The sequence below is a fragment of the Methylophilus flavus genome (genome assembly GCF_042678905.1).
In the GTDB taxonomy this organism is placed as follows: domain Bacteria; phylum Pseudomonadota; class Gammaproteobacteria; order Burkholderiales; family Methylophilaceae; genus Methylophilus; species Methylophilus flavus.
The window spans coordinates 213312-237575 of the sequence record NZ_JBHTLN010000001.1; the positions used below are offsets into that span (position 1 = coordinate 213312).

Below are 24264 nucleotides of genomic sequence, written 5' to 3' on the forward strand. Positions count from 1 at the left end.
CTTTAGAAATACGTTGACTTAGAAACACCCTGCTTCGGCAGGGTGTTTTGCTTTGTGATAGGTCAACAATAGAATTAAGCAGCAAAAATATAGAATAAGTTGTGTGCTGAGCTTGAGTATGCGCTGGAAATGTAACCGGCCATAAAACGTCCTTGGCCTGAAGAGAATGGTGTTAAGCGTCTAGCCGTAGATATGCACAGCGTTTTCAGCACGTATCTGCTGAAAAATCTGATGTCGAGCCGGGGCGATCTCACCTTTGGCAACCGCTTCCAGGATCATGCATCCAGGCTCGTGTGTATGCGTGCAGTTATTGAACTTGCAGTGACCAATATGCGGCCTGAATTCTAGGAATGCATACTCAAGGGCGATGCTATCGATGTGATATAAGCCGAATTCCTGCAAGCCGGGTGAGTCTATGATGGCGCTGTCACCATCCAGGTGATATAGATGTGTCGCCGTTGTGGTGTGCTTGCCGCTATCCAGCGTGGTACTGATTTCCTGTGTCTTGCTACGTACTTCGGGCAATAAACCGTTGATGATAGTCGATTTTCCCATGCCCGATTGGCCGACCAATATGCTGGTATGTCCGGCGAGCATGGGTCTTAATGCATCTACCGACTCTTTGGCGTTGAGTGGTAATGAGATATAGCCTAGCTGTGCATATCTGGCCAGCTTCTCCACCGCATCCGGGTTAGGCAGGTCACTCTTGTTCAGGATGATCACTGCGCGTATGCCAGCGGCCTCTGCTGCCACCAGGCAACGGTTTAACAAGTCTTCGTAAAAGCTCGGCTGGGTTGCCAGTACGATCAGTATTTGTGTGACATTGGCCGCCAGGATTTTGCTTTTAAAGGCATTACTGCGATAAAGCAGCGTTTCCCGCTCAGCGGTTTTCTCGATGACGCCTTCTTTATTGGAAGTGAGTTTGACGGAGACACGGTCACCTGCGGCGTTATCGACTTTCTTGCCGCGCGTGACACAACTGAGTTTGCGGCCATCGGCCAGCTCAACGTTATAGCGCTTGCCAAAGGCAGCGACAATCAAGCCTTCTTCCAGCATATTAGAAATGATAGTAAGCCTGATTAAGATACTGCACCACCTGTTGCTCATCGTCATCGAACCACTTGAGATTGAGCATGGTGTTGCAGTTGGTGACCTGAGCTTTCAGGCCATTGAAAGAACGTACTTTCCGGTATTCCCTGGTATAAATCCCGCTGCCATCCCCGCCAAAGCTACTGGCATGGCAGGAGATGCAATGCGTTTTCACCAGTTTTTCGCCTGCCAGCAGATCAGCTTTGCTAGCCGCTTGTACATTTGTGACTAGCAATGTTAAGAAAACAGTGATGGCGAGTGATTTCATGCGTAAGTTTGCAATTTGGCAATACGCAAACTGGCAGGCGGGTGCGAATCGTAGAATGCCGAGTGTAATGGGTCTGGCGTCAGCGTAGACGCATTATCACGGTAGAGTTTGACCAACGCATCAATCAGGTACTGTGGACGAGACTGCTGCGAGGCATATTGATCCGCTTCAAATTCGTTGACGCGTGAATACGCCGCCAGCAAAGGACGCAGGATAAACATAAATACCGGGCTAACCAGCATAAACAGCAATAAAGCCATATGGTTGCTGGCCTGTGCCACGCCCAGGCCATGATAGAACCAGTCCTGTTTCATGAGGAAACCCAGTAATGCCAGACCGAGCAGGCTAAGGCCGAACATCATGACGATACGTTTGATCACATGTTTATGCTTGAAATGCCCCAGTTCGTGGGCGAGCACAGCTTCGATTTCATCGGCGTTGAGTTTCTCAAGCAGGGTGTCAAAAAACACTACGCGCTTGTTTTTACCGAAACCGGTGAAATAGGCATTACCGTGACCTGAGCGGGTAGAACCATCCATCACAAACAAACCCTGGCTGGCAAAGCCGCATTTTTTCATCAATGCTTCGATGCGGGCTTTCAGGCTCTGGTCTTCCATAGGCGTGAATTTATTGAAGAGTGGTGCGATCCAGATCGGGTACACCGCCAGCATAAACAGGTTAAAGGCACTCCAGATCAGCCACAGGTACAACCACCACCAGTCGCCTGCGCCTTGCATGAGCCATAAAGCGACGAACAGGAGAGGCCCGCCCAATAGCAGGCCCACCACGCTGTGTTTGATCAAATCGGCAAAAAACATGCCGCGCGACATTTTGTTAAAGCCAAATTTTTCATCGACATTAAAGGTTTGAATGTAATCAAACGGCAATGTCGCAGCACCTGATATGAGCATTGCCGAACAAATCACCAGGGCGCCACGGATGATCTCATGCGCAGGTAGCCATTGTTGCCAGAGTTGGTCAAGGCTTTGTAATACGCCGCCCAGCGTCAGGACAACTAGCACCACCGATTCAATGATGGTTTCACTTAAACGCAGTTTGACTTTGGCAGTGGTGTAATCGGCCGCACGTTGATGCGCTTCCAAACTGATTGTTTCCTCAAAAGCCTGAGGCACCTGCTGGCGGTTTTGCTGGATATGCCGGATGTGCCTTAAGCCAAGCCAGACACGGATAGCAAGACTGATGACAATGACAGTAATAAAAATTTGAGTAAAGAGTTCAGGCATATCAATCTGATTGGCTAAGTAATTTCGGTTAGCTATTTTGATGGATTAATATCCACCTTGTTCACTGAACTGAATATAATGTTTCATTTTAATGGAAATCATGACGTGAGGCACACAATTGGCAACTAATCAGGACAATTTAATCTGGCTGGATATGGAAATGAGTGGCTTGTTGCCAGAGTCTGATCGTATTCTTGAGCTGGCAGCGGTGGTGACGGACGCGCAATTGAATGTGATTGCAGAGTCTCCGGTACTGGTGGTTCACCAGTCTGACGCTGTACTGGATGGCATGGATGCATGGAATAAGGGCACACACGGGCGCAGTGGCCTGATTGAAAAAGTGAAAGCATCCACCCTGGATGAAGAAGCGGCGACGGATGCCATGCTTGCCTTTCTGAAAGAGCATGTGCCTGCCAGCAAATCACCTATGTGTGGTAATTCTATCTGTCAGGACAGACGTTTTATGGCGCGTTACATGCCGAGGCTGGAGCAGTTTTTTCATTACCGCAACCTAGATGTCAGCGTGTTCAAGGAATTATCACGTCGCTGGCGCCCGGATATTTACTCAGGTTTTAAAAAAGCCAGCCGTCATGAAGCATTGGCAGATATTTATGAGTCTATTGATGAGCTTAAATATTACCGTGAGCATTTCCTGGTCATGACACCGCCAGCCAAACCAGAGTAAGCGGCACCAGAATAAGCAGCAAATGCAGGATAAAAAAAAGACGCCTACTTGGGCGCCTTGAGGGAGGAGAAGTTAGCTTTGGAGAAGCTTGATTAGTAATTAGCATCTTCTGTGCCAACTTTCCTCCCTCATTTCGTTTATAGCGCTTATCCACCTGGAAACAGCGTCTCATATAGTTTTTGATAGTGTTTTGCCCGCGTTTCCCAACTGACATCCTGTCGCATCGCCTGTTTTTGTAGTTGTAACCACTGACCAGAATTGGCAAATATCGCAATCGCCTGACGCAAGGTGACCAAAAGTGTCCAGGGGTTATGATAAGGCATTACAAAACCTGTCATTTTTGCAGGCACTTTCCCTTCCGCATTCAATACGCCACCATGCACAGAGTCTGCCAGGCCACCCGTGTTGGCTACCACAGGAATAGTGCCGTAACGCAGGCCGTACATCTGGTTGAGCCCGCATGGTTCAAAACGCGAAGGCATGACGAAAATATCGGTACCCGCCATGATGCGGTGCGAGAGGGGTTCGTTATAACCTATGGTGACCGAGACTTGCCCGGGATACAGTTGCATCAGGGTTTGATATTGCTGTTCAAGCGCGGGCTCACCACTCCCCAGCACCGCCAGCTGACAGCCGTTGTCCAGCAGTTGATGGGCAATGGTCGCCAGCATATCGAGGCCTTTCTGGTGCGTCAGGCGGCTCACAACTCCAAGCAAAGGCGCGTCGGCATTCAGGGCCAGCCCCAGTTCGGTCTGTAACGCATGTTTGACTTCTTTTTTGCAGCGCATTTTTTTGACGCTGTAGTGCACTGGCAAATAGGCATCGGTTGCCGGGTCCCACACGTGCGTATCTATGCCATTGAGGATGCCGGTCAAATCTGCTGAACGGTAGCGCAACAACCCTTGAAAGCCAAAACCGAACTGCTCGGTCTGGATTTCCTTGGCATAGGTCGGGCTGACTGTAGACAGCGCATCGGCGTAGTACAATCCCGCTTTCATAAAGGAAACATGGCCAAAGAATTCATAACCTTCGGATTTAAAGTCCTGCTCATCCAGAGTCAGGCGGTGGCGCCAGTCGGCATGAAAGTTACCCTGGAAGGCTAAGTTATGAATGCTGAATACGGATCTGGTTTTACTGCCCATCTGGCGCAGATAATAAGGTGTCAGGCCGGTTTGCCAGTCATTACAGTGGATCACATCCGGTTGCCATACCTGTAAATCATTTGGCATCGCCAGCAGGGCGGCAACTTTGGAGAGTACGCCAAAACGTAAGGCATTATCCTGCCATTCACCATACTGCGGGTGATGATAAGGCCCGCCCTCGCGGTCATATAGTTCTGGATAGTCGATCAACAGCAATGGAATCTGCGTGCCGGGCAGTGTGGTCTGGTAGATATCACATCGGATATCGTGAAACACTTGTAGTGAGCCAAGCAAGTGTGGTGATTCACAAGTGGCGAGAATGCCACGGTACGCAGGCAGAACGATTTGAATGTCAAGGCCGGTGGCAAATAATGCAGTTGGTAATGCACCGCTGACGTCTGCTAAGCCTCCTGTTTTAATGATGGGGAAAATTTCTGAAGTGGCAAATAATAAACGCAAGGGAATCTCTTTAAATCAACAGAATGAATGGGATAGGCAGTGGCACTAGCAAGTTATGATACATTGCCTGAAATGGTTTTAGAAGGACATTAAAATGAAATCCTGGCTAGCAGTGGCGGTTGGCGCAAGTATAGGCGCCTGGATTCGGTGGGGCTTGTCGGTTGGCCTGAATGGGATAGGGGTGATCCCGATGGGTACATTCCTGGCAAATGCGGTAGGTGGTTTATTGATGGGCGTAGCATTGGGCGTCTTGCACACAGTGCCGAGTTTATCACCGGAATGGCGCTTGCTGATGACCACCGGCTTTCTAGGCGGATTAACCACATTCTCCACTTTTTCGGCTGAAGCATTCACACTCCTGCAAAAGCAGCATTACGGCTGGGCCATACTTTACATCAGCAGCCATGTCATCGCATCGATAGTGCTGACCGTAATCGGCTATTGGTGTGTGCTGCGGTGGCAGTGAGCGAGGATTTGAGTTAAGACTTGATCTTGCAAGTTATATAAAAAAGAGAGCCATTACTGGCTCTCTTTTTTTATTGCTGCTGGTTTCTGTTTTATTTTGAAACCAGTGGTTGTTGGCTGACGCTGGTTATTTCTTTTGCGTTTCAACCATCACCATAGCGTTGGCTTCACCAGCGGCGGCTTCATCTTTTTTCCACTTGGCCGCTGAGCGTGGCTTTTTGGCTTTGCCTGGCGCATCTGCTGCCGGAGCTTCTGCAGGCTTAGTGTCACCAGACTTGGTTTCTACTAATTGTATGCCTGTATCAGCCGTAGTGGTATTGCCTGTTGTTTTGGCTGCTGCCGGTTTGCGTTTGCGTGCTGCCGGTTTCTTTTCCGCAGTCTCTGCTTTTTCAGCAGAAGCTTCTTGTTTGCTTGCTGTTTTGGCAGATGACGCTGTTTCAACCAGTTCAATTGCTGGAGCCGCTGTTTCAGAAGTTTCTGCTGCTGCTTTACCGCGTGCCTTGTTGCCGGTTTTTCCACCGCGTGAACGATTACGTGCAGGTTTCTCTGCACTGCTTTCGTCAGTTGCTGCAGTTTCCGTTGCTTTCGCTTCTGCGGCAGCCTTGGCTGGCGCAACTGTTTCAGCAGACTCTACGTTGCTAACTTTCGCAACAGGTTGCGCTTCAGCTGGCGCAATCGTTTTTGCTTCAGTCACTTGTGGCGCTGGCTGGCTAATCACTTCAGCACTGGCCGGCGCTTGTGCGGCTACCGGTTGCGATTCAATCACCTGGGCGTTGTTGTTCAAGCCTTCAGTATTCTCATTGCCAGTTGACTCATCACGAGGACGACGGTCGCGACGGCCATGACGGTTACGGCGGTTGCCACGCTCGCTACGTTCCCTGTTCTCGCCTGGCTGAGCGGTCAACGCGGCCTGGTTGCTGTCAGTTTTCGCTACTTCCTGTGCAGGCTGACGTGGCAGTCTGTCTTGTCTTTCCTGTCTGTCAGGCCTGTCTTGTCTATCTTTACCGGCAGATTGTTGCGGTCTTTCCTGCTGAGATCTGTCCTGTCTTGGCTTGTTAGCAGCTTCCTGATCTTTAGCCGGGCGTTCGCCGCGTTCCTGTTGTGGACGTTCGCGTTGACGGTCGCGGTCACGACGGTTACGGTTTTTATTGCGGTCACGACCTTGATCCTTGTTTTCACGCGCTGGCTTCGCAGTTTCCTCAACAACCTCTTTTTCTTCCAGGCCTAACCAGGATTTGATCACGCCGAAGAATGATTTTTTAGCATCTACAGCCACTACCACAGGCTTCTCTTCCACGATAGGTGCAGAAGTTGCCGGGGTGATGCCTTTCACCAGGGCTTCAACCTTGCCTGGTGCAGCCGCTTGCTCCAGACGGTGCTGGTAATCTGACTCGGTTGGCAGATCTACCATTTTGTAGCTGGCTTGATTGGTTTCTTCATTCACATCGTCAAGACGGATACGCACGATATTGTAGTTAGGCGTTTCCATATGAATGTTAGGAATCAGGATGACTTCAACACCGGTGCGCTGTTCGATTTTGTGGATATCGGCACGTTTTTCATTAAGCAGGAAAGTCGCCGCTTCAACAGGCAGTTGCACCTGGATAATCGCGCTGTTGTCCTTCATCGCTTCTTCTTGCGTGATACGCAGGATATGCAATGCAGTGGATTCAATACCACGGATATGACCAGTTCCGTTACAGCGTGGGCAGGTCATATGGTTGGTTTCACCCAGGCTAGGGCGCAGGCGCTGACGTGACAGCTCCAGCAAGCCAAAGCGGGAGATCTTGCCCATTTGCACTCGGGCGCGGTCGTGGTGCAATGCATCGCGCAGCGCATTTTCAACTTCGCGCTGGTTGCGCTGGTTTTCCATGTCGATAAAGTCAATCACGACCAGGCCGCCCAGGTCACGCAGACGCATCTGGCGCGCAACTTCTTCAGCCGCTTCCAGGTTGGTATTAAATGCCGTTTGCTCAATATCGGCACCCTTGATGGAGCGACCGGAGTTGACGTCGATAGACACCAATGCTTCGGTGTGGTCGATCACAATCGCACCGCCGGAAGGCAGGCGTACTTCACGCGAGAATGCAGATTCAATCTGATGCTCGATCTGGAAGCGGGAGAACAGGGGGATTTCGTCCTGGTACAGTTTGACGCGTGTCACATTACCCGGCATCACGTGATTCATGAACTGCAAGGCCTGTTCATGTACATCTGCGGTGTCGATCAGGATCTCTCCGATATCGGCACTGAAGTAATCACGGATAGCGCGGATAACCAGGCTGCTTTCCTGGTAAATCAGGTAAGCGCCAGGCTGGAAATTGGATGCATCTTCAATCGCCTGCCACAGTTGTGTCAGGTAGTTCAGATCCCATTGCAGCTCTTCAGCGGTACGGCCAATACCAGCGGTACGCGCGATGATGCTCATGCCGTTAGGCACTTCCAGTTGCGCCATGGTGTCGCGCAGTTCATTGCGGTCTTCACCTTCAATGCGACGGGAAACACCGCCTCCGCGTGGATTGTTAGGCATCAGCACCAGGTAACGGCCAGCCAGTGAAATAAACGTGGTTAAGGCCGCGCCTTTGCTGCCGCGCTCATCTTTGTCCACCTGAACAATGACTTCCTGGCCTTCCTTGATCACATCCTGGATGCGGGCGCGACCTTCTGGTTTGTCCTGGAAGTAGCTGCGGGAGATTTCCTTGAAAGGCAAAAAGCCGTGTCTGTCAGTACCGTAGTCGACAAACGCGGCTTCAAGTGAGGGTTCAATGCGGGTGATAACGCCTTTGTAGATATTGCTTTTACGCTGTTCTTTACCAGCGTGTTCAATATCCAGGTCTATCAGTTTTTGTCCATCGACAATGGCAACGCGTAATTCTTCTGATTGCGTTGCGTTAAACAACATTCTTTTCATGCAGTGCTCCTTGGCGAAGCTGCAGAATACAAATGAGTACAGGGCGAGCCAGGGTTGTGAATCAACCACCAGAATTTAACGTGAGGCCAGATTCAACTTGAGGCCAGTGCAATGGCAATTGCAAAGCTAATGAAGCATTGCAGGCATCGATATGCACAATCTTTAAGTATGTCAATGAACCACTAGGGCAATCATATTGATACTCAATATATCTGACAGAGTTTAGCTTGATGAAAGGCCTGGCAGGTGTGTCAATGTTATCCACCTGTGTGATCCAACGCTATTTATCTACTAAAATAAAACCCTATGCAGAGTCTAAATTCGTTAAAATTCGGGTTTGGCAAACGCCGGGCTCATATCGTTAATTATTCTGCTTGAGCTTTCGCGTTTTGTATTTCTATTAATTATCGCTACTTGATGGCGAGCGGTATTCACCAAAATTTTTTGATTCTGAATTGACACGCAGGGCCAGTAAAATGGCCGCTGTCGCAAAGGTTATTTCGCTGTCAGCAATGTGAAATATTGTTGACGATACCGGAAAAAACGCAGACCCAGAATGCCGACAGTATATCTATAAGTCCTGATAAAGCAAAGCAAGACCTGCATATGACCTCCAATTCAACACAATCACCAATACAGGCCTCGTCCGACGGCGTTGAAAAGCACGTCCACCAGGATAAACCAGCAAGTGACAGAGTGACCTTGCTGCTGGTGGATGAGGCCTCTGAAACACAACGCGTGGATAATTACCTGGCCAAAGTGCTGAAGGGCGTGCCCAAGAGTCACGTCTACCGTATATTGCGCAGCGGCGAAGTCCGGGTGAATAAAAAACGCGTCACGGCCGAATATCGCCTGCAACTGGGTGACGAGGTCAGGGTACCGCCTATCCGCATGGCGGAAGCCGCTCCTAAACCTGGATTGCCTTCAGTAAGACCCAAGCTCGCCGAGATGGTGATTTATGAAGATGACGCCATGCTGGCCCTGAATAAACCAGCGGGCATGGCTGTGCATGGCGGCAGCGGCATCAGCCTCGGTGTGATTGAACAGTTGCGCCTGGAACGCCCGCAGGCTAAATTTTTAGAGTTGGTGCACAGGCTGGACAGGGAAACCTCCGGCGTGCTGATGATTGCCAAGAAACGCTCTGCATTGACGGCGCTGCATGAAGCCATGCGCCAGCACAAAATGGATAAACGTTATGTCATGATGGTACAGGGACAGTGGCTGGAAGCAAAAAAGAAAGTCATTCTGGATCTGCAAAAGTATGTGACTGAAAGTGGCGAGCGGCGTGTGCATGTCGTCGACCAGCCTTTGCTCAACAATGAACCAGGCGGCAGGAAATCGCTCAAATCTGCTGGCGTGATTGCCAAACAGCAGGCTTCCAAAGGCAGGTTCGAAGTTGAAACACAGGTTTCTGAAACCTGGTTTTATCTGCAGGAAGCACTGGGGCAGTTCAGCCTGCTACAGGCCAAACTGATCACCGGACGTACACACCAGTTGCGCGTACAGTTATCGCATTTGGGTTTTCCCATCCTTGGCGATGATAAATATGGTGACTTCACGCTCAACAAACAGTTGAGCAAGCAAAAATTGAAGCGGATGTATTTGCACTCCAGTGAAACGCGGATCGCGCATCCCCTGACCGGTGAGCCTCTGCACCTGGTTGCACCATTACCGGCAGAGTTGGACGCTTTTTTGCAACATCAGCGTCAACTTAGTAGTAAATAATGGTAGTGCTAAATAATAAAAGAATCGAAATAAATGATAGAAAGCGACACTGTGAAGCAGTTTGATTTGATTGTTTGGGATTGGGATGGCACGATTGCCGACTCTACTGGCATGATCACACAGGCATTGATCAAGGCCGCCGATGAGGCAGGCTTGCCTGCGCTTAGTGAAGCGCGTGCGCGCAGCATCATAGGCCTGGGCCTGCGTGAATCGATTGAAGTGCTTTATGGCAGTATCCCTAGTGAACAGGCACAAGCGCTGATTACCCATTACAACCGCAACTATTACGCGGCTGAAGAAACTATCCTGCTGTTTTCCGGCATTACGGAAACGATTGCCAGTATTGCCCGAAAAGGCTGTAAGCAGGCGGTGGCGACCGGTAAAGGCCGTCGCGGACTAAATGCTGCCTTACAGCTTTCCGGTCTGGCTAAATATTTCAGCGCCACGAAAACGGTGGATGAGTGCTTTTCAAAACCGCATCCGCAAATGCTGGATGAGTTGATGGATGAACTGGTGGTGATGCCGGAACGTACCTTGATGATAGGCGACTCGCAATACGATATGCAAATGGGTAAAAATGCCGGCGTGATCACAGCCGCGGTGACTTACGGCTCGCAAACTGCCACGCATTTGCAGCAGTATTCCCCGGATAACATGTTTCATGATGTGGCAGCATTGAGTGCCTGGTTACTGGCATCTACATGAGTGAAGCCGTGTTGACATTTGATAGTGCGGATTTGCTGGAAAAAGGCGATGGCCTGCGTTTTCCCATGCCTGCATTGGGGCCGCACGCCAGTGGATTTGTCGTTCGTTTTCAGGGCAAAGTCTATGCTTACGTCAACCGTTGCGCGCATGTGCCGGTGGAACTGGACTGGGAACACGGAAAATTTTTCAATATGACGCAGGAGTGGTTGATTTGTGCGACCCATGGCGCCATGTATTCACCACAAAACGGGCGTTGTATCGTCGGTCCATGCCAGGGTAAATCGCTGTCGCCGATTCCGGTGAGCGAGCGAGATGGCATCGTGACGGTACATCTGGATCAGTTCTAAAACAGTTTTATTTTTACGGCATGATGACTAAATAGTGGCAAACTGATTAGAATTGTTAGAGTGACTAAAATTTATTAATGAAAGTTGAGTTATGCAAGAAGAAAACCAGCAGTCGCCAGAACTGAAAAATAGCCAGCATTCGCAGGGTTCTGCGATTAGCAGCCTGGAAAAAATAGCATTGGCCGGCTTGCAAGAGCAGAAAGTATCAAGACGCTGGTCGGTCTTGTTCAAATCTTTAACCTTTATCTACCTGTTCTTTCTGCTGTTGATGCTGCTGGGCTGGGTAGGAGCAAACAAAAACTCATCACTGGCACATACAGCATTGATTGATCTCAATGGCGTGATTGAAGCTGGTGGTCAGGTGAATGCTGACGCCGTTATCAGCAGCCTGAAAGATGCCTACGACCATAAAGGCACAAAAGGCATTATTTTACGTATCAACAGCCCGGGCGGCAGTCCGGTACAGGCAGGTATCATCAACGATGAAATCCACCGCCAGCGCAAATTGCATCCTGACGTGCCTGTTTATGCGGTGGTAGAAGATATTTGCGCTTCAGGTGGTTATTACATTGCTGTGGCAGCTGACAAAATATTTGTCGATAAAGCCAGTATCGTCGGTTCTATTGGTGTGTTGATGGATGGCTATGGCTTTACCGAGCTGATGAAAAAAATAGGCGTAGAGCGTCGTCTGATGACTGCCGGTGCAAACAAAGGCATGCTGGATCCGTTCTCGCCTGAGAATCCAAAACAAAAGGCTTTTGCACAAGACATGCTGGACCAGATTCACCAGCAATTCATCAAGGTCGTGCGTGAAGGCCGTGGTAACCGCCTAAAAGAAAATGAAGAGACTTTCAGCGGCCTGTTCTGGAATGGTGAAGAAAGTATCAAACTTGGCCTGGCTGATGCAGAAGGCAGTGCGGATTATGTCGCGCGTGAAGTGATCAAGCAGTCCGAGATTGTGGATTTCACGTATCAGGAAACAGTGGTTGACCGTTTTGCCAAAAAGCTGGGCGCGAGTATGGGGCAAGAGCTTGGCCTGAACGCTAAAAACCTGTTACCTATGTTGCGATAATCACCAGCATCTTCTTAATTTTTGAAAAGGGACTTTAGGTCCCTTTTTTTATTGTTTTTAACGTTGTTTTATTCATTGGAATGTCACGGTATGACACATAATCTCCCGTTCACGATACGCACAATTGAGGCAAATGATTACGCCGGTTGGAATCAATTATATGCCGCGTATGCTGAGTTTTATGACGTTGAGCAAACGCAGGTCATGCGTGATCAGGTTTGGCAGTGGATGCATCAATCAGCACCATTGATTTATGGGCTGGTTGCGGTGGATGAAGAGCGGAATGTACTAGGGTTTTTGCATTACCGGACATTTGTGCGCCCTTTGGCGGCCAGTATGGGCGGCTATGTGGACGATCTATTCGTCGTGCCTGAAGCAAGAGGGCAGGGGATTGCCGGGCAATTGATTACAGCGGTTGTTGGTATTGGGCAGACCCAGCAGTGGTCAGTGGTACGTTGGGTGACAGCAGATGATAATCAGCCCGCCAGGGCTTGTTATGACAGGATCGCAGAGCACACGCACTGGCAGACTTATCAGATACAACTTTGAATGACAGCGTTTTTTAAATCAGACCATTAAGCCAGAACGGTTATATCAGGTTTTAACCCCCGTATATCCGGGTCAAAACCTGATTCAATAAAGCATTATTTTTTGGTTTTATTCTTTTCGTTGCGTTGCTTCAACTTAGCGCGCAACTCGTTCTTACGCCGGCGCATGGTCACCAGACCTTCACCTGGCTTGCGTTCATCTTCTTTATCAAACGGGTTATCGCCTTTGTGATATTGCACGCGTAATGGCGTACCCACCAGCTGGAAGGCTTTGCGGAAGATGCCTTCCAGGTAGCGTGTATAGCTATCTTTAATGCCATCGATGTGGTTGCCGTGCACGACTACAATCGGCGGGTTGCTACCGCCCTGGTGCGCATAGCGCAATTTTGGGCGTATGCCACGCGTGATTGGCGGCTGGTGTTGTGTGGTTGCTTCACCGAGTACACGGGTCAATTGTGGCGTTGCCAGTTTGGCCATGGCGGCCTTGAATGCGACATCTACCGAACCCAGTAATTCGTTGAGGCCTTTTTTACGCAAGGCTGAAATATAGTGGAATTTGGCAAAGTCCAGGAATTGCAATTTACGGTCGATTTCGCGCTTGATCCACTCGCGCTCATCGTCTTGCAAACCATCCCATTTATTGATGGCAACTACCAGTGCACGGCCTGAATCCAGGATATAGGCCGCGACGTGCGCATCCTGCTCGGTGATGCCTTCCTTGGCATCGACCACTAGGATGGCGACGTTGGCATCTTCAATCGCCTGCATGGTTTTAACAACAGAGAATTTCTCTACCGCTTCAAACACTTTGCCGCGCTTGCGTACGCCTGCAGTATCAATAATGATGTAATTCTTGCCGTCTTTTTCAAGTTCGATTTCAATTGAATCGCGCGTAGTGCCTGGCTCGTCGAATGCAATCACGCGGTCTTCACCCAGCAGGGCATTCACCAAGGTAGATTTGCCGACGTTTGGGCGGCCAACAATGGCGATCCTGGGCGTATCCGGGTTAATTGGTGCAGACTCTTCTTCGATCTTATCGGCAATGGTTTCCAGCGCGATTTCGATCAGGTCACGCACGCCTTCGCCATGCGCTGAAGAAATGGATAGTGGTTCGCCTATACCAAGTTCGTGAAAGTCTGCGCTGACCACGGCCTTACGCATGCCTTCGGTTTTATTGACGGCCAGAAGCACAGGGCGTTGTGCAACACGCAAAGTCTGCGCAATGGTAAATTCCTGTGGCGTGAGACCGGCGCGTGCATCAACCAGGAAAATGATGACATCGGCTTCATCAATGGCAAGCAGGGTCTGCTTGGCCATTTCTTTCAGGATGCCGCTATCGGCAGTGGGTTCAAAGCCGCCGGTATCAATGACCAGGTATGGCTGGCTGGCGCCAAGGCCACGGCCATAGTGGCGGTCGCGTGTCAGGCCGGGCAGGTCTGCAACCAGCGCATCCCGCGACCTAGTCAGGCGGTTAAATAAAGTGGATTTGCCGACGTTTGGTCGGCCAACTAGAACAATGGTAGGTAACATTACTTGTATGTGACGGCATAAATGTGCCCATCACGTGATTGAGCCAGAAACTGGTTATTAGTCCCTGCAACCAGTGACATGATTGGTTTGGAGCCAAGCTGAGTGCGGCCTACGAAGCTGCCGTCATCCTGACTGAGGAGGTGTATATAGCCTTCAAGATCACCCACCGCCACCACATTGCTCAATGGAAGCGGTACGGTCAGGTGGCGGTAGCCCAGGTTACCCTGGCGCCAGAAGGTTTTGCCATTGGTATTGTCCAGTGAATAGACAGAACCAATGGTGTGGCTTAAATAAATCTTGCTGTTATCAACGGTCAGACCTACATAGCTGGAAATATCACGGCTCCAGGCAATCTGGCCACGCTGGCGGTCAACGCCCGCGACTTTGCCCTGATAGGCGACCACATAGACGAAAGCGCCATCGACAAACGGCAGGCTGGTAATGTCAGCAATGCGCTCGATTTCGGTCACGCCTTTAGGCTGGGCAACGGTGGCTTCCCACAGCAGCTTGCCATTATCTGCGCGAATGGCCACCAGTTTGCCACCAGGAAAGCCAGCATAGACAGCACCGCCATCGACCACAATGCCGGCCTGATTCTTCAGTGAGAGTGAAGGGGTGGCGCGTTCATATACCCATTTGCGGCGGCCATCGGCGGCATCAATGCCATAAATGTGATGATCACTGGTACGTACAATCACCGTACCATCAAAATAGCGTGGCTGTCCCTGAATTTCGCTGCTGAGGATGGCACTCCACAGTTTTTTGCCATTCACATTCAGCGCATATAAATGCCCCTTGCTGGTGCCTGCCAATACTAATCCACCGCCCAGGCCAGCACTGCTACTGATAGGCTCGTTGAGCTCGGTTTGCCATAATATTTTACCGTTATCTGCAGACAGTTGCGTGACTGTACCTTCAGCATTGACAGCATAAATCAGGTTGTCTGCCAGCACTGGCGCATAAGTAAAACGCCCCGGTTCACCTACGTCGGTAGACCAAGCAGTACGCATTTCGTAAGAACTCTTGATTTCTTCAAGCTCTACTGGCGGATTAGCAGGTTCTGCGCCAAAAATACTTTCGCTTAAGTTGGTTTTTACATCATTGAATGCAGTACAAGCAGTCAGGCTGCTGCCAAGCAACAACAAGGCGGCCAGCGCCAATGTGTTTAGCGAGGTTGGCTTTTTCATAGCCACGGCAGAGAGGCGGGAAAAGCGTCGCATGTTACCCCAGTGCATCCAGTTTTTGCTGTGTCAGGTAGAACAGCTTACCTTCCGGGTCCAGGCCTTTAAGTGCCTGGATATAAGCCTGTTTCGCTTCTTTTTCCTGTTTTTTCGCGATATATATATCACCCAGCATGCTGTTTTTCAGGCCGTCAAAACCACTGTCGTTGATGGCTTCCAGCGTTTTCTTGGCATCATCCAGTGCATTGCGCTCGATTTGCAGGCCGGCAATTTCAATCGCTGCCATTTGCTTGATCGCTGGCTCTTTGGCTTCAGCCACTGCCCATTGCAGCTGTTTCTCAGCCGCTTCGCCTTGCTTGGCCTGATGCAGTGCGCGCGCAGCAAACAAAGCTGCTCTGCCAGCATAAGGCGTCATGCTGTAATCTTTTTGGATGACTTCAGCCTCTTTGCTGATTTGCCCGGCTTTTTTAGTATCTACATCCTGCAATGAATTGCTGACCAGGGTTTGATAAGCAGTAGAAGCTGCGGTTGCCTTGCTGTTCATCCAGGACTGGTAGCCCTGCCATCCGGCATAGGCCACGATAGCGGCTATTATCAGGCGGATCGCCATCTTGCCGTTCTTGTTCCACCAAACTCTGAATTCGTCCAGTTGTTCCTGTTCTTCCAAATCGTACGCCATGTTATTTTCCTGCTTGTTTTTTGTTTGATTGATTATGCGGTTGCTGCACGCAAGCCATGACCGGGAATTGCGCTAAGTAATTGTTGTGTATAAATTTGCTGGGGTGCATTATAAATGTTTTCTACGCTTCCTTGCTCAATTACTTTGCCTTTTTGCATCACCAGTACCTCGTCGGCAATATGCCTGACCACCCTTAAATCGTGGGTGATAAACAGGTAGCTGAGCCCCATTTCCTTTTGCAACTGCTTTAAAAGCAATAAAATTTGTGCCTGCACCGAAACATCCAGTGCCGATACCGGTTCATCGCACACCACCAGTTTTGGTTGCAAAATCAGGGCGCGTGCGATGCCTATACGCTGACGCTGGCCACCGGAAAACTGGTGCGGGTATTTTTGCGCATCCTCTGCCTGCAAGCCCACTTTTTTCAGTATCTGGCTGACCATGTCTTTTTGCTCACTGGCAGTGCCTATGCGGTGTATCACCAGGCCTTCGCCAATAATGTCGCCAACGCGCATTCTTGGGTTGAGCGAGGCAAACGGGTCCTGGAAAATCATCTGGATATCGCGACGGGCACTGCGCAATGCCGCTTTATCCAATGCCAGGAAGTTGATGCCATCAAACTCGACTTCACCGCTATCCAGCGGTAATAACCGTAAAATGCCGCGCGCCAGTGTAGATTTTCCACTGCCGGATTCACCAACGATAGCCAGCGTCGTGCCTCGTTTGAGTTGCAGGCTGACATCGTCCAGTGCATGAATATTCTGGTTACCCAGGCCTAGTGCGCCAGTGCGCTGGATATAGGTTTTAGTCAGGTGGCGGGCTTGCAGAATTAAATCAGACATGTACGCTCCATCAGGCCGGTGTTAACCAGTCATAGGTCATGGGCTGCAGTGTTTTTTTACCCTCTGCATCCGGCACGCAGGCCAGCAGAGCTTTGGTGTAGGGATGTTGCGGTTGGTTTAAAACCTGGGTGACGCTGCCCACTTCCACAATCTCGCCCCTGAACATCACGATCACTTCATCCGCAATATCTGCAACCACGCCAAAATCATGCGTGATAAACAGCATGGCCATCTGCATGCGATCTTTCAATTCCTTCAGCAAGCGTAATACCTGCGCCTGTACGGTTACATCCAGCGCCGTGGTTGGTTCGTCTGCAATCAGCAGCGCGGGTTCACAGGCGATGCTCATGGCGATCATCACGCGCTGGCGCTGACCACCTGAGAGTTCGTCGGGGTAGCTGTTGGCGCGGCTGGGATCAATGCCGACCTGCTCTAATAATGCAGCGACTTTATGTTTCAGTACTGCGCCTTTAAGTCCGAGGTGTGTTTGCAGTGGCTCACCGATCTGAAAACCGACTGTCAGTACCGGATTCAAGGAAGTCATGGGCTCCTGGAAAATCATGCCTATTTGCCGACCACGCAGGCGCTGCATGGCTTTTTCATCGAGCGAGGTGATGTTCTGGTCCTGAAACACAATCTGGCCTTGCATATGCAGCTGTGAGGAGAGTAATTTCATCACGCTAAGCGCGGTCAGACTTTTGCCGCTACCGGATTCGCCAACGATGCAGGTGGTTTTGCCACGCGACAGTGACAGGGATACGTTACGCACCAGCTTGCGTTCAGGCGTGTGCGCCGGAAAAATGCTCAGCTGTTCTATGCGTAAAATTTCAGTCATTGGTCAGGGTTTGCTACGGTGACTATAAGAGAGAATGCCAGACATTTCAATTCAGTCGAAGTGTGCAACAAATGCGAGTGTTTCAACTTCCGCTCTCCTTGGATGGCATTTATCCCGCTTGCACAATGTCGAGTATTTGTTCGAATGGCACACGGGCCTGTTCACCCTGGCCCAGCATCGGTTTCAGGCTGATTTCATTGGCGGCCGCTTCATCATCACCAAAAATGGCCGCATAGCGCGCACCGCTACGGTCTGCTTTTTTCATTTGCGATTTAAAGCTGCCGCCACCTGCATGCAGCACCACGCTTAGTCCCATATTACGCAGGGTTTCCGCCACGGTAAAGGCTTTTTGTTCTGCCAGTTCGCCTACATTGACCAGGTAAATATCGGGCTGGTTTTGTGCGCTGACGCCGTACTCCTGCATGAGCAGGAAGACACGTTCCAGGCCAATACCAAAACCGCAGGCCGGGGTAGCATTGCCGCCAATACGCTCTACCAGCGTGTCGTACCGGCCACCACCGGCAATCGTGCCTTGCGCGCCCAGTTTTGTGGTCACCCATTCAAACACAGTGCGGTTGTAGTAGTCCAGTCCGCGTACCAGGCGATGGTTAATCGTATAGGCAATGCCGGATTGTGTCAGCAGGGCGCATAACTGGGCAAAGTGTTGCCTGGAGGTTTCGCCCAGGCCATCCATCAGTTTTGGGGCAGCTTCACACATGGCTTGCATGCGCGGATTTTTGCTATCCAGAATGCGTAATGGGTTGTTATGTAAACGGCGTTTGGCATCCTCGTCAAGCAAGTCAGCATGTTGCTCAAAATAGCCAATCAGCGTTTCGCGGTATTGCGCGCGCTCAGCAGCATCACCAATACTGTTAATCTGTAATTCGACATCCTGGATGCCCAGGGCCTGCCATAAGCGTGCCAGTAGGACGATTTGTTCTGCATCTACATCCGGGCCATCAAACCCAAACGCTTCCACACCGATCTGGTGGAACTGGCGCTGACGGCCTTTTTGGACGTTCTCATGGCGGAACATCGGGCCCATATACCACAGGCGTTGCGGGCCATTGTAGGTCAGGTTATGTTCCACCACCGCACGTACACAGCCCGCAGTGCCTTCAGGACGCAAGGTCAGTTTGTCACCATTGAGGGCATCTTCCCAGGCATACATTTCTTTTTCGACAATGTCTGTATGTTCACCGACGCTGCGGACGAATAATTCGGTTGGCTCAACCACAGGCATGCGGATGTTGTGATAGCCGTACTGGCTCAGAATTTTACGGGCAGTATCTTCCAGTTTGAACCAGAGCGGGGTGGCTTCCGGCAAAATGTCATAGAAGCCTTTGATGGATTGAAATTTTTGAGTCATTGCTTACAGCCGTTTGCTTTAATTATTGCGGGATGGCGACAATAGGAATGATGCTGGGCTTGATGGCGCGTAATTTTCCGCCTTCGGCATAATGGGTGCGCACATATTCATCCACCAGCAACTGGAAGTCTTGCGCAATATGATCACCTTTTAGCGTCACGGTTTTTTCGCCATCGACAAATACCGGTGCGACCGGTGTTTCGCCGGTGCCGGGCAAACTGATACCGATATTGGCCAGTTTGGATTCGCCGGGACCATTGACCACACAACCCATCACCGCCACGTTTAGCGTTTCGACTCCTGGATATTGACCGCGCCAGATGGGCATCTGCTGGCGTAACCAGCTCTGGATTTGCATCGCCAGTTCCTGGAAATAGGTGCTGGTTGTACGACCACAGCCAGGGCAGGCCGTCACTAATGGTGTAAACGAACGTATACCCATGGTTTGCAGGATCTCCTGCGCGACGACCACTTCCTTGGTGCGGGATTCGTTAGGTTCCGGTGTCAGCGATACACGGATGGTATCGCCTATGCCAGACTGTAATAGGATCGACAGCGCGGCAGTTGAAGCGACGATGCCTTTGGAGCCCATGCCAGCTTCGGTCAGCCCGAGGTGCAAGGGGTACTCGCAACGTTGGCCAAGGTCGCTATAGACCTGGATCAGGTCCTGTACATTGCTGACTTTGCAGGAAATAATGATCTGGTCTGGGCTGAGGCCCAGGTCTATGGCTTGTTGTGCACTTTCCAGCGCTGATTGAATCAGGGCCTCGCGCATTAAAGCATCGGCAGATAACGGCTCAGCCAGCTTGCCGTTATCATCCATCATCTGTGCCATTTTGGCTTGGTCCAGGCTGCCCCAGTTCACACCGATACGCACTGCTTTTTTGTAGTGGATGGCGGCTTCAATCATGGCGCCGAACTGTTCGTCCCGCTTGCTGCCTTTGCCGACATTGCCCGGGTTGATACGGTATTTAGCCAGTGCTTCGGCACAATCTGGATAAGCCTGCAGTAACTTATGGCCATTAAAGTGAAAGTCACCTACCAAAGGCACGCTGCAACCCAGGGCATCCAGGCCTTTGCGTATGGTAGCGACCTGAGCGGCAGCTTCGGCGGAATTCACCGTGATACGCACCACTTCAGAGCCGGCTTGCCATAGTTCATAGACCTGGCGTATGGTTGCTTCGGCATCGGCAGTATCGGTATTGGTCATGCTCTGGACGACCACAGGCGAAGCGGTCGTGCCATAGAGCCCACCGCCGACTGCGACGTGGCCTATCATGACCTGGCGGGTGTTTCGACGTTGAATCATGGTTATTTCAATTGAATGCGCGCGACACGGCCACGTGTGGCCTGGGTCAGGTCGTAAGGTTGATTATCAATCGTCAATTGCGTGCCCTGGGCATGACCAACAATGACGTTGACCGGTTTCTCAGCCACTACATTGTGTTCAGAACCTGCAGTCAGTACTTCACTGAGGATTTTTTTGCCTTGCATATCTTCGATACGCACCCAGGAATCGTCCGTGACTTTAAACACCAGAATGGCCTTTTGCGGGTCAGCTGATTTAAGCGTGGTACTTTCCACCACGTTGTTGGCAGCCGGAGTAGGTGTGCTGACGATGGTGCTGTCCGGGACTGGTGCAGGGGCACTGGCAGGCTCAGGGGCGGGAGCCGCTAATACCTCTGGCGGATTGCCAGCAGCGGGCTCAGCCGACGTTGATAATGGCGCTGTGGCATTATTTTCGGGCGTGACCGCAGGATCTGCCGCTATTGCAGCAGACGTCGCAGCGTCGTCGGTCACCGGCGCCGGAACATTGATTTCTTGGCCGGTTGTTTCACTGATTTCATCTACATCCAGCGCCAGCGAGGCATTTTTAAGCGCCTGTGGTTTGATATGGTTGATGTAAAAGTAAGCCAGGATCGCAGCCAGGATCAGGAAAATAAAAAATGTGAGTATGCGTTGCGGACGAATCGCGCGCGCCGGTTTGTCGATGATTGACGGACTGGCATTAGACCTGACGCTGAGTGGCAAAGGCGCGGTGCTGGGCACCATGCGTTGATAAGCTTCCAGCACCGGCGCGACATCAATATTCAGCAACTTGGCGTAGTTGCGTATAAATCCGCGCACGATGCTGGGTTGCGGCAGCTTGTCGAAATCATCCTGTTCAATGGCCTGGATCTGCTTGGGACCGAGACGTAACTGGCTGCAAACCTCATGAATACTCAGTCCTTGCGATTCACGTGCCGCTTTTAATACGTTGCCGCAGCCCGAGCCTGCAATCACTGGCACAATAGGTTCTTCGATCGGAGGTAAGTCGTTGTCTGGTAAAGAAGATTGCATGCTGATAGGGTCGCCTGTGTAGTCCGGGGTTGAGGTATCAATGGGTTGTACTTCAACGCCGGTACTATCTACCTGATCAGACACGATTTCTGTATCGATTTTACGTTTGCGCCCACGCTTAGGCTTATTTTCAGCCTCTGTCTGTAGCGGGTTGACGTTGATGTTATCTTCTGACGTCACTTGCATTTACTCCATTTTCAACAATTGTTTGGTTTCGTTGGAATTTGGAAACAGTTTGTGCAGCTGCACACTGTAGTGATGCGCCTCATCCGGCATTTGTAATGCACGATAAATGCGCACTGCTAACAGTAATGATTCTGGTGTTGGCGCGACACTCACATTGTTCTGCAGTGTATTCAATGCCGCACTTGCATCGCCACGCGCGAACTGTAAATTGGCGAGCTGGTAAGCACTGGCGTGCGCCAAGGGGTCCACTTGCAGTGCTTTGCTGAAATAGGTTTCTGCTTGTGGCTTCTGCTTGCTGCGCAATGCGCATACGCCTGCATTGTAATAAGCCACTTGCGGTGTTTTATACAGCGGATTTTTAACCGCTAACATGAATTCTTTCTGCGAGTCTTCATAACGCCCCTGGTCGCATAAAAAGCGGCCGTAGTTATTGTGCGATTCCGAATTCTCCGGCTGCAATTGAATCGCACGCTGGAAAGCGGGCTCGGCACGCGATTTATCACCCAGTGCAGCATAGACCAGCCCAAGGCCATTATAGGCGAGGGCGTAATTAGAGCTACGCTCAGTGGCGGTGTTGAACTCTTCAAGCGCAACATCATAACGTTTCAGGCGGAAATATTCCGCACCGAGCTCGGTGTGCACACGGGCTGATTCCACATCGCCGGTTTCACGGCCTACGGGTTGCTGGTCGTAAGGCAGGTTATTTGCAGTATTAGCCGGGTTTTGCGCACAACCGGTTAGCCACAGACCAGCCAGGGAGATCAGCAGGAGTTGCGCAAGAAAATATGTTCTCATGACTTATTGGCCAGGATGAATAGCAGCAGATTGAATAGCAATTGTTCTTTCTGTCCGGCGGGTTTTATCCAGCACCTTGCCCGCCAGCTGGCCGCAAGCAGCATCAATATCCTCACCGCGGGTTTTGCGTACGGTGACCACATAACCAGCCTGCATTAACATATCACGAAACGCACGTACCTGCACCGGTTTGGAAGTCCCATAGCCGCTGTTAGGGAACGGATTGAACGGAATCAGGTTGAATTTACAAGGCACGTTACGCACCACGTCAAGTAATTGTCTGGCATGTTCAATACTGTCATTGATGCCATCCAGCATTACATATTCAAAAGTGACAAAGTCACGCGGTGCCTTGACCAGGTAGCGCTCGCACGCTGCCATCAAATCTTTGATCGGATATTTTTTGTTGATAGGCACGATTTCATCGCGCAAAGCATCATTGGGTGCATGCAATGACACTGCCAGTGCGACCGGGCAATCTTCTTTCAACCTGTCCATGGCAGGCACCATGCCGCTGGTAGACAAGGTCACGCGACGGCGGCTTAAGCCATAAGCGCTGTCATCCAGCATGATCTGCATGGCGGTCACTACATTGTCATAATTGGCCAGCGGTTCACCCATGCCCATCATGACCACATTGGAAATAATACGGTCACTGGCCGGCAGCATGTTATAGCCTTCGGCCTGACGCAGTGAGTTGTTAGCAACCCACAATTGGCCGATGATTTCGGACACACTCAGGTTACGGTTAAAGCCCTGGCGGCCGGTGCTGCAAAATGTGCATTCAAGTGCGCAGCCAACCTGGCTGGAGATACACAGGGTGCCACGGTCATCTTCGGGGATAAACACGGTTTCTACGCTATTGGCAGTACCGTCTTTGAGGTTGTTGGTGCCTATCAGCCATTTACGTGTGCCGTCGTCGGAGACTTGTTCCAACTGCACATCGGGTAATTTGAATTCGGCTTCCTGGCGTAATTTTTCACGCAGGACTTTGGCGATATCCGTCATCTGGTCGAGGTCTAACACCCCGAAGTGATGCATCCAGCGCATCAGTTGTTTGGCGCGGAAAGGCTTCTCGCCGATACTGGTAAAGTAATCGGCGAGTTGCGGCTGGTTTAAGTTCAGTAAATTAACCAAAGTTCCATTTCTCATCTTCTCAATCATTTAAGCTTCTAAATGAGACAAGGCGCGTGCTAAAAAATGACGACGCCGCATACATTTGAGTATGTAAGGAAATCTTTTTTAGCAGGCAACGCCGTATCATGACGAAGCTTCAATGATTAACCAAAGAAGTATTTAATTTCGATCGCTGCATTTTCCAGACTGTCTGAACCGTGCACAGCGTTGGCATCAATGCTTTCAGCGAAGTCAGCACGGATAGTGCCTGGCGCTGCATCTTTAGGGTTAGTAGCACCCATCAGGTCGCGGTGTTTCAATACTGCATTTTCACCCTCAAGTGCCTGGATCATGACAGGACCGGAGACCATGAATTTGACCAGGTCGTTAAAGAAAGGGCGCTCTTTGTGCACAGCGTAAAAGCCTTCAGCTTCAGCTTGTGTCAGTTGCGTGAATTTAGCAGCCACGATTTTCAAACCGGCGTTTTCAAAACGGGTATAGATTTGACCAATCACGTTTTTTGCAACAGCGTCTGGTTTGATAATGCTAAGTGTGCGCTCTAAAGCCATGAAAACTCCAATGTGTAGTTAATTAACAAGAAAAATCAAACAGCTATTCTACTATTTTTAACGTGATTGATAAACCTTGATTGCGGATTGTTTGTGTATTCATTGATGATGCGTTGCTCACTCACCGGCAGTGTGTATACTTTTAATAGCTCAAATAACGCG

The 24264-nt window shown here is 50.5% G+C and carries 23 protein-coding genes; 7 read left to right on the forward strand and 16 right to left on the reverse strand.

Annotated features, from left to right (window positions below):
- Positions 1-180 precede the first annotated feature (180 nt).
- The 3 genes from rsgA to ACFQ2T_RS01015 are packed head-to-tail and all read right to left on the reverse strand — an operon-like array spanning position 181 to position 2601.
- Complete coding sequence (gene rsgA / locus ACFQ2T_RS01005) at positions 181-1056, reverse strand: ribosome small subunit-dependent GTPase A (protein ID WP_379029284.1); 876 nt, start codon at positions 1054-1056, stop codon at positions 181-183.
- Between the two features lies 1 nt (position 1057).
- Positions 1058-1357, reverse strand: coding sequence for a cytochrome c (locus ACFQ2T_RS01010; protein ID WP_325240868.1), 300 nt, complete (start codon positions 1355-1357; stop codon positions 1058-1060).
- The gene (locus ACFQ2T_RS01015; protein ID WP_379029287.1) at positions 1354-2601 is read right to left on the reverse strand and encodes a M48 family metallopeptidase; all 1248 of its coding nucleotides are present in this window, start codon (positions 2599-2601) and stop codon (positions 1354-1356) included. The genes ACFQ2T_RS01010 and ACFQ2T_RS01015 overlap by 4 nt, the downstream gene beginning before the upstream one ends.
- A 118-nt stretch (positions 2602-2719) precedes the next feature.
- On the opposite strand from ACFQ2T_RS01015, the gene orn reads away from it, so the two are divergent.
- Complete coding sequence (gene orn / locus ACFQ2T_RS01020) at positions 2720-3286, forward strand: oligoribonuclease (RefSeq protein ID WP_379029290.1); 567 nt, start codon at positions 2720-2722, stop codon at positions 3284-3286.
- 146 nt (positions 3287-3432) lie between these two features.
- Here the strand turns inward: orn and glgA are convergent, their stop codons facing one another.
- Complete coding sequence (gene glgA, locus ACFQ2T_RS01025; RefSeq protein WP_379029292.1) at positions 3433-4887, reverse strand: glycogen synthase GlgA; 1455 nt, start codon at positions 4885-4887, stop codon at positions 3433-3435.
- Positions 4888-4981: 94 nt separating this feature from the next.
- Between glgA and crcB the strand changes: the two genes are divergently transcribed.
- Positions 4982-5353, forward strand: coding sequence for a fluoride efflux transporter CrcB (gene crcB, locus ACFQ2T_RS01030; protein ID WP_379029295.1), 372 nt, complete (start codon positions 4982-4984; stop codon positions 5351-5353).
- Between the two features lie 126 nt (positions 5354-5479).
- Here crcB and ACFQ2T_RS01035 read toward each other — a convergent pair whose 3' ends face one another.
- A complete protein-coding gene (locus ACFQ2T_RS01035; RefSeq protein WP_379029297.1) occupies positions 5480-8263 on the reverse strand; it encodes an Rne/Rng family ribonuclease in 2784 nt (927 codons plus the stop codon).
- 606 nt (positions 8264-8869) lie between these two features.
- Between ACFQ2T_RS01035 and ACFQ2T_RS01040 the strand changes: the two genes are divergently transcribed.
- The 5 genes from ACFQ2T_RS01040 (at position 8870) to ACFQ2T_RS01060 (ending at position 12661) form a co-directional block, all read left to right on the forward strand.
- Complete coding sequence (locus ACFQ2T_RS01040; protein WP_379029299.1) at positions 8870-9988, forward strand: pseudouridine synthase; 1119 nt, start codon at positions 8870-8872, stop codon at positions 9986-9988.
- A gap of 33 nt (positions 9989-10021) precedes the next feature.
- Positions 10022-10693 (forward strand): HAD family hydrolase, encoded by a 672-nt coding sequence (locus ACFQ2T_RS01045; protein WP_379029302.1) that lies wholly within the window; start codon positions 10022-10024, stop codon positions 10691-10693.
- Entirely contained in the window at positions 10690-11040 is a 351-nt protein-coding gene (locus ACFQ2T_RS01050; RefSeq protein ID WP_379029305.1) for a Rieske (2Fe-2S) protein, read from the forward strand. The genes ACFQ2T_RS01045 and ACFQ2T_RS01050 overlap by 4 nt, the downstream gene beginning before the upstream one ends.
- A 91-nt stretch (positions 11041-11131) precedes the next feature.
- A complete protein-coding gene (locus ACFQ2T_RS01055; RefSeq protein ID WP_379029308.1) occupies positions 11132-12112 on the forward strand; it encodes a S49 family peptidase in 981 nt (326 codons plus the stop codon).
- A 90-nt stretch (positions 12113-12202) separates the two neighbouring features.
- The gene (locus tag ACFQ2T_RS01060; protein WP_379029310.1) at positions 12203-12661 is read left to right on the forward strand and encodes a GNAT family N-acetyltransferase; all 459 of its coding nucleotides are present in this window, start codon (positions 12203-12205) and stop codon (positions 12659-12661) included.
- A gap of 95 nt (positions 12662-12756) precedes the next feature.
- Here ACFQ2T_RS01060 and der read toward each other — a convergent pair whose 3' ends face one another.
- The 11 genes from der to ndk all read right to left on the reverse strand — a co-directional run bounded on the left by der (position 12757) and on the right by ndk (position 24102).
- The gene (gene der, locus ACFQ2T_RS01065) at positions 12757-14190 is read right to left on the reverse strand and encodes a ribosome biogenesis GTPase Der (RefSeq protein ID WP_379029313.1); all 1434 of its coding nucleotides are present in this window, start codon (positions 14188-14190) and stop codon (positions 12757-12759) included.
- On the reverse strand, positions 14190-15377 hold the full coding sequence (gene bamB, locus ACFQ2T_RS01070) for an outer membrane protein assembly factor BamB (protein ID WP_379029316.1): 1188 nt from the start codon (positions 15375-15377) through the stop codon (positions 14190-14192). The genes der and bamB overlap by 1 nt, the downstream gene beginning before the upstream one ends.
- Before the next feature lie 34 nt (positions 15378-15411).
- Positions 15412-16050, reverse strand: a complete 639-nt coding sequence (locus tag ACFQ2T_RS01075; RefSeq protein ID WP_379029319.1) for a YfgM family protein — start codon at positions 16048-16050, stop codon at positions 15412-15414.
- 32 nt (positions 16051-16082) lie between these two features.
- Complete coding sequence (locus tag ACFQ2T_RS01080; RefSeq protein ID WP_379029322.1) at positions 16083-16892, reverse strand: ATP-binding cassette domain-containing protein; 810 nt, start codon at positions 16890-16892, stop codon at positions 16083-16085.
- A 10-nt stretch (positions 16893-16902) separates the two neighbouring features.
- On the reverse strand, positions 16903-17727 hold the full coding sequence (locus tag ACFQ2T_RS01085) for an ATP-binding cassette domain-containing protein (protein ID WP_379029325.1): 825 nt from the start codon (positions 17725-17727) through the stop codon (positions 16903-16905).
- Between the two features lie 109 nt (positions 17728-17836).
- Positions 17837-19096, reverse strand: a complete 1260-nt coding sequence (hisS, locus tag ACFQ2T_RS01090) for a histidine--tRNA ligase (RefSeq protein ID WP_379029328.1) — start codon at positions 19094-19096, stop codon at positions 17837-17839.
- Between the two features lie 22 nt (positions 19097-19118).
- Positions 19119-20405: a flavodoxin-dependent (E)-4-hydroxy-3-methylbut-2-enyl-diphosphate synthase gene (ispG, locus tag ACFQ2T_RS01095; protein ID WP_379029330.1), complete on the reverse strand. Its 1287-nt coding sequence runs from the start codon at positions 20403-20405 to the stop codon at positions 19119-19121.
- Positions 20406-20407: 2 nt separating this feature from the next.
- Positions 20408-21622, reverse strand: a complete 1215-nt coding sequence (locus tag ACFQ2T_RS01100; RefSeq protein ID WP_379029333.1) for a helix-turn-helix domain-containing protein — start codon at positions 21620-21622, stop codon at positions 20408-20410.
- A complete protein-coding gene (gene pilW, locus ACFQ2T_RS01105) occupies positions 21623-22417 on the reverse strand; it encodes a type IV pilus biogenesis/stability protein PilW (RefSeq protein ID WP_379029336.1) in 795 nt (264 codons plus the stop codon).
- Between the two features lie 3 nt (positions 22418-22420).
- Positions 22421-23554 carry a 23S rRNA (adenine(2503)-C(2))-methyltransferase RlmN gene (gene rlmN, locus ACFQ2T_RS01110; protein WP_379033857.1) on the reverse strand — a complete coding sequence of 378 codons (1134 nt, stop codon included), beginning with the start codon at positions 23552-23554 and terminating at the stop codon, positions 22421-22423.
- A 143-nt stretch (positions 23555-23697) separates the two neighbouring features.
- Positions 23698-24102, reverse strand: coding sequence for a nucleoside-diphosphate kinase (gene ndk / locus ACFQ2T_RS01115; RefSeq protein ID WP_379029339.1), 405 nt, complete (start codon positions 24100-24102; stop codon positions 23698-23700).
- Positions 24103-24264 lie beyond the last annotated feature (162 nt).

Coding starts and splice junctions, on each gene's coding strand:
- ACFQ2T_RS01045 (WP_379029302.1), top strand. CDS start 10,022: ATGATAGAAAGCGACACTGTGAAGCAGTTTGATTTGATTGTTTGGGAT.
- pilW (WP_379029336.1), bottom strand. CDS start 22,417: ATGAGAACATATTTTCTTGCGCAACTCCTGCTGATCTCCCTGGCTGGT.
- bamB (WP_379029316.1), bottom strand. CDS start 15,377: ATGAAAAAGCCAACCTCGCTAAACACATTGGCGCTGGCCGCCTTGTTG.
- ACFQ2T_RS01050 (WP_379029305.1), top strand. CDS start 10,690: ATGAGTGAAGCCGTGTTGACATTTGATAGTGCGGATTTGCTGGAAAAA.
- ACFQ2T_RS01060 (WP_379029310.1), top strand. CDS start 12,203: ATGACACATAATCTCCCGTTCACGATACGCACAATTGAGGCAAATGAT.
- ACFQ2T_RS01010 (WP_325240868.1), bottom strand. CDS start 1,357: ATGAAATCACTCGCCATCACTGTTTTCTTAACATTGCTAGTCACAAAT.
- rsgA (WP_379029284.1), bottom strand. CDS start 1,056: ATGCTGGAAGAAGGCTTGATTGTCGCTGCCTTTGGCAAGCGCTATAAC.
- ACFQ2T_RS01040 (WP_379029299.1), top strand. CDS start 8,870: ATGACCTCCAATTCAACACAATCACCAATACAGGCCTCGTCCGACGGC.
- der (WP_379029313.1), bottom strand. CDS start 14,190: ATGTTACCTACCATTGTTCTAGTTGGCCGACCAAACGTCGGCAAATCC.
- ACFQ2T_RS01015 (WP_379029287.1), bottom strand. CDS start 2,601: ATGCCTGAACTCTTTACTCAAATTTTTATTACTGTCATTGTCATCAGT.
- ACFQ2T_RS01100 (WP_379029333.1), bottom strand. CDS start 21,622: ATGCAAGTGACGTCAGAAGATAACATCAACGTCAACCCGCTACAGACA.
- ACFQ2T_RS01085 (WP_379029325.1), bottom strand. CDS start 17,727: ATGACTGAAATTTTACGCATAGAACAGCTGAGCATTTTTCCGGCGCAC.
- ACFQ2T_RS01035 (WP_379029297.1), bottom strand. CDS start 8,263: ATGAAAAGAATGTTGTTTAACGCAACGCAATCAGAAGAATTACGCGTT.
- ispG (WP_379029330.1), bottom strand. CDS start 20,405: ATGATTCAACGTCGAAACACCCGCCAGGTCATGATAGGCCACGTCGCA.
- hisS (WP_379029328.1), bottom strand. CDS start 19,096: ATGACTCAAAAATTTCAATCCATCAAAGGCTTCTATGACATTTTGCCG.
- ndk (WP_379029339.1), bottom strand. CDS start 24,102: ATGGCTTTAGAGCGCACACTTAGCATTATCAAACCAGACGCTGTTGCA.
- ACFQ2T_RS01055 (WP_379029308.1), top strand. CDS start 11,132: ATGCAAGAAGAAAACCAGCAGTCGCCAGAACTGAAAAATAGCCAGCAT.
- crcB (WP_379029295.1), top strand. CDS start 4,982: ATGAAATCCTGGCTAGCAGTGGCGGTTGGCGCAAGTATAGGCGCCTGG.
- ACFQ2T_RS01080 (WP_379029322.1), bottom strand. CDS start 16,892: ATGTCTGATTTAATTCTGCAAGCCCGCCACCTGACTAAAACCTATATC.
- ACFQ2T_RS01075 (WP_379029319.1), bottom strand. CDS start 16,050: ATGGCGTACGATTTGGAAGAACAGGAACAACTGGACGAATTCAGAGTT.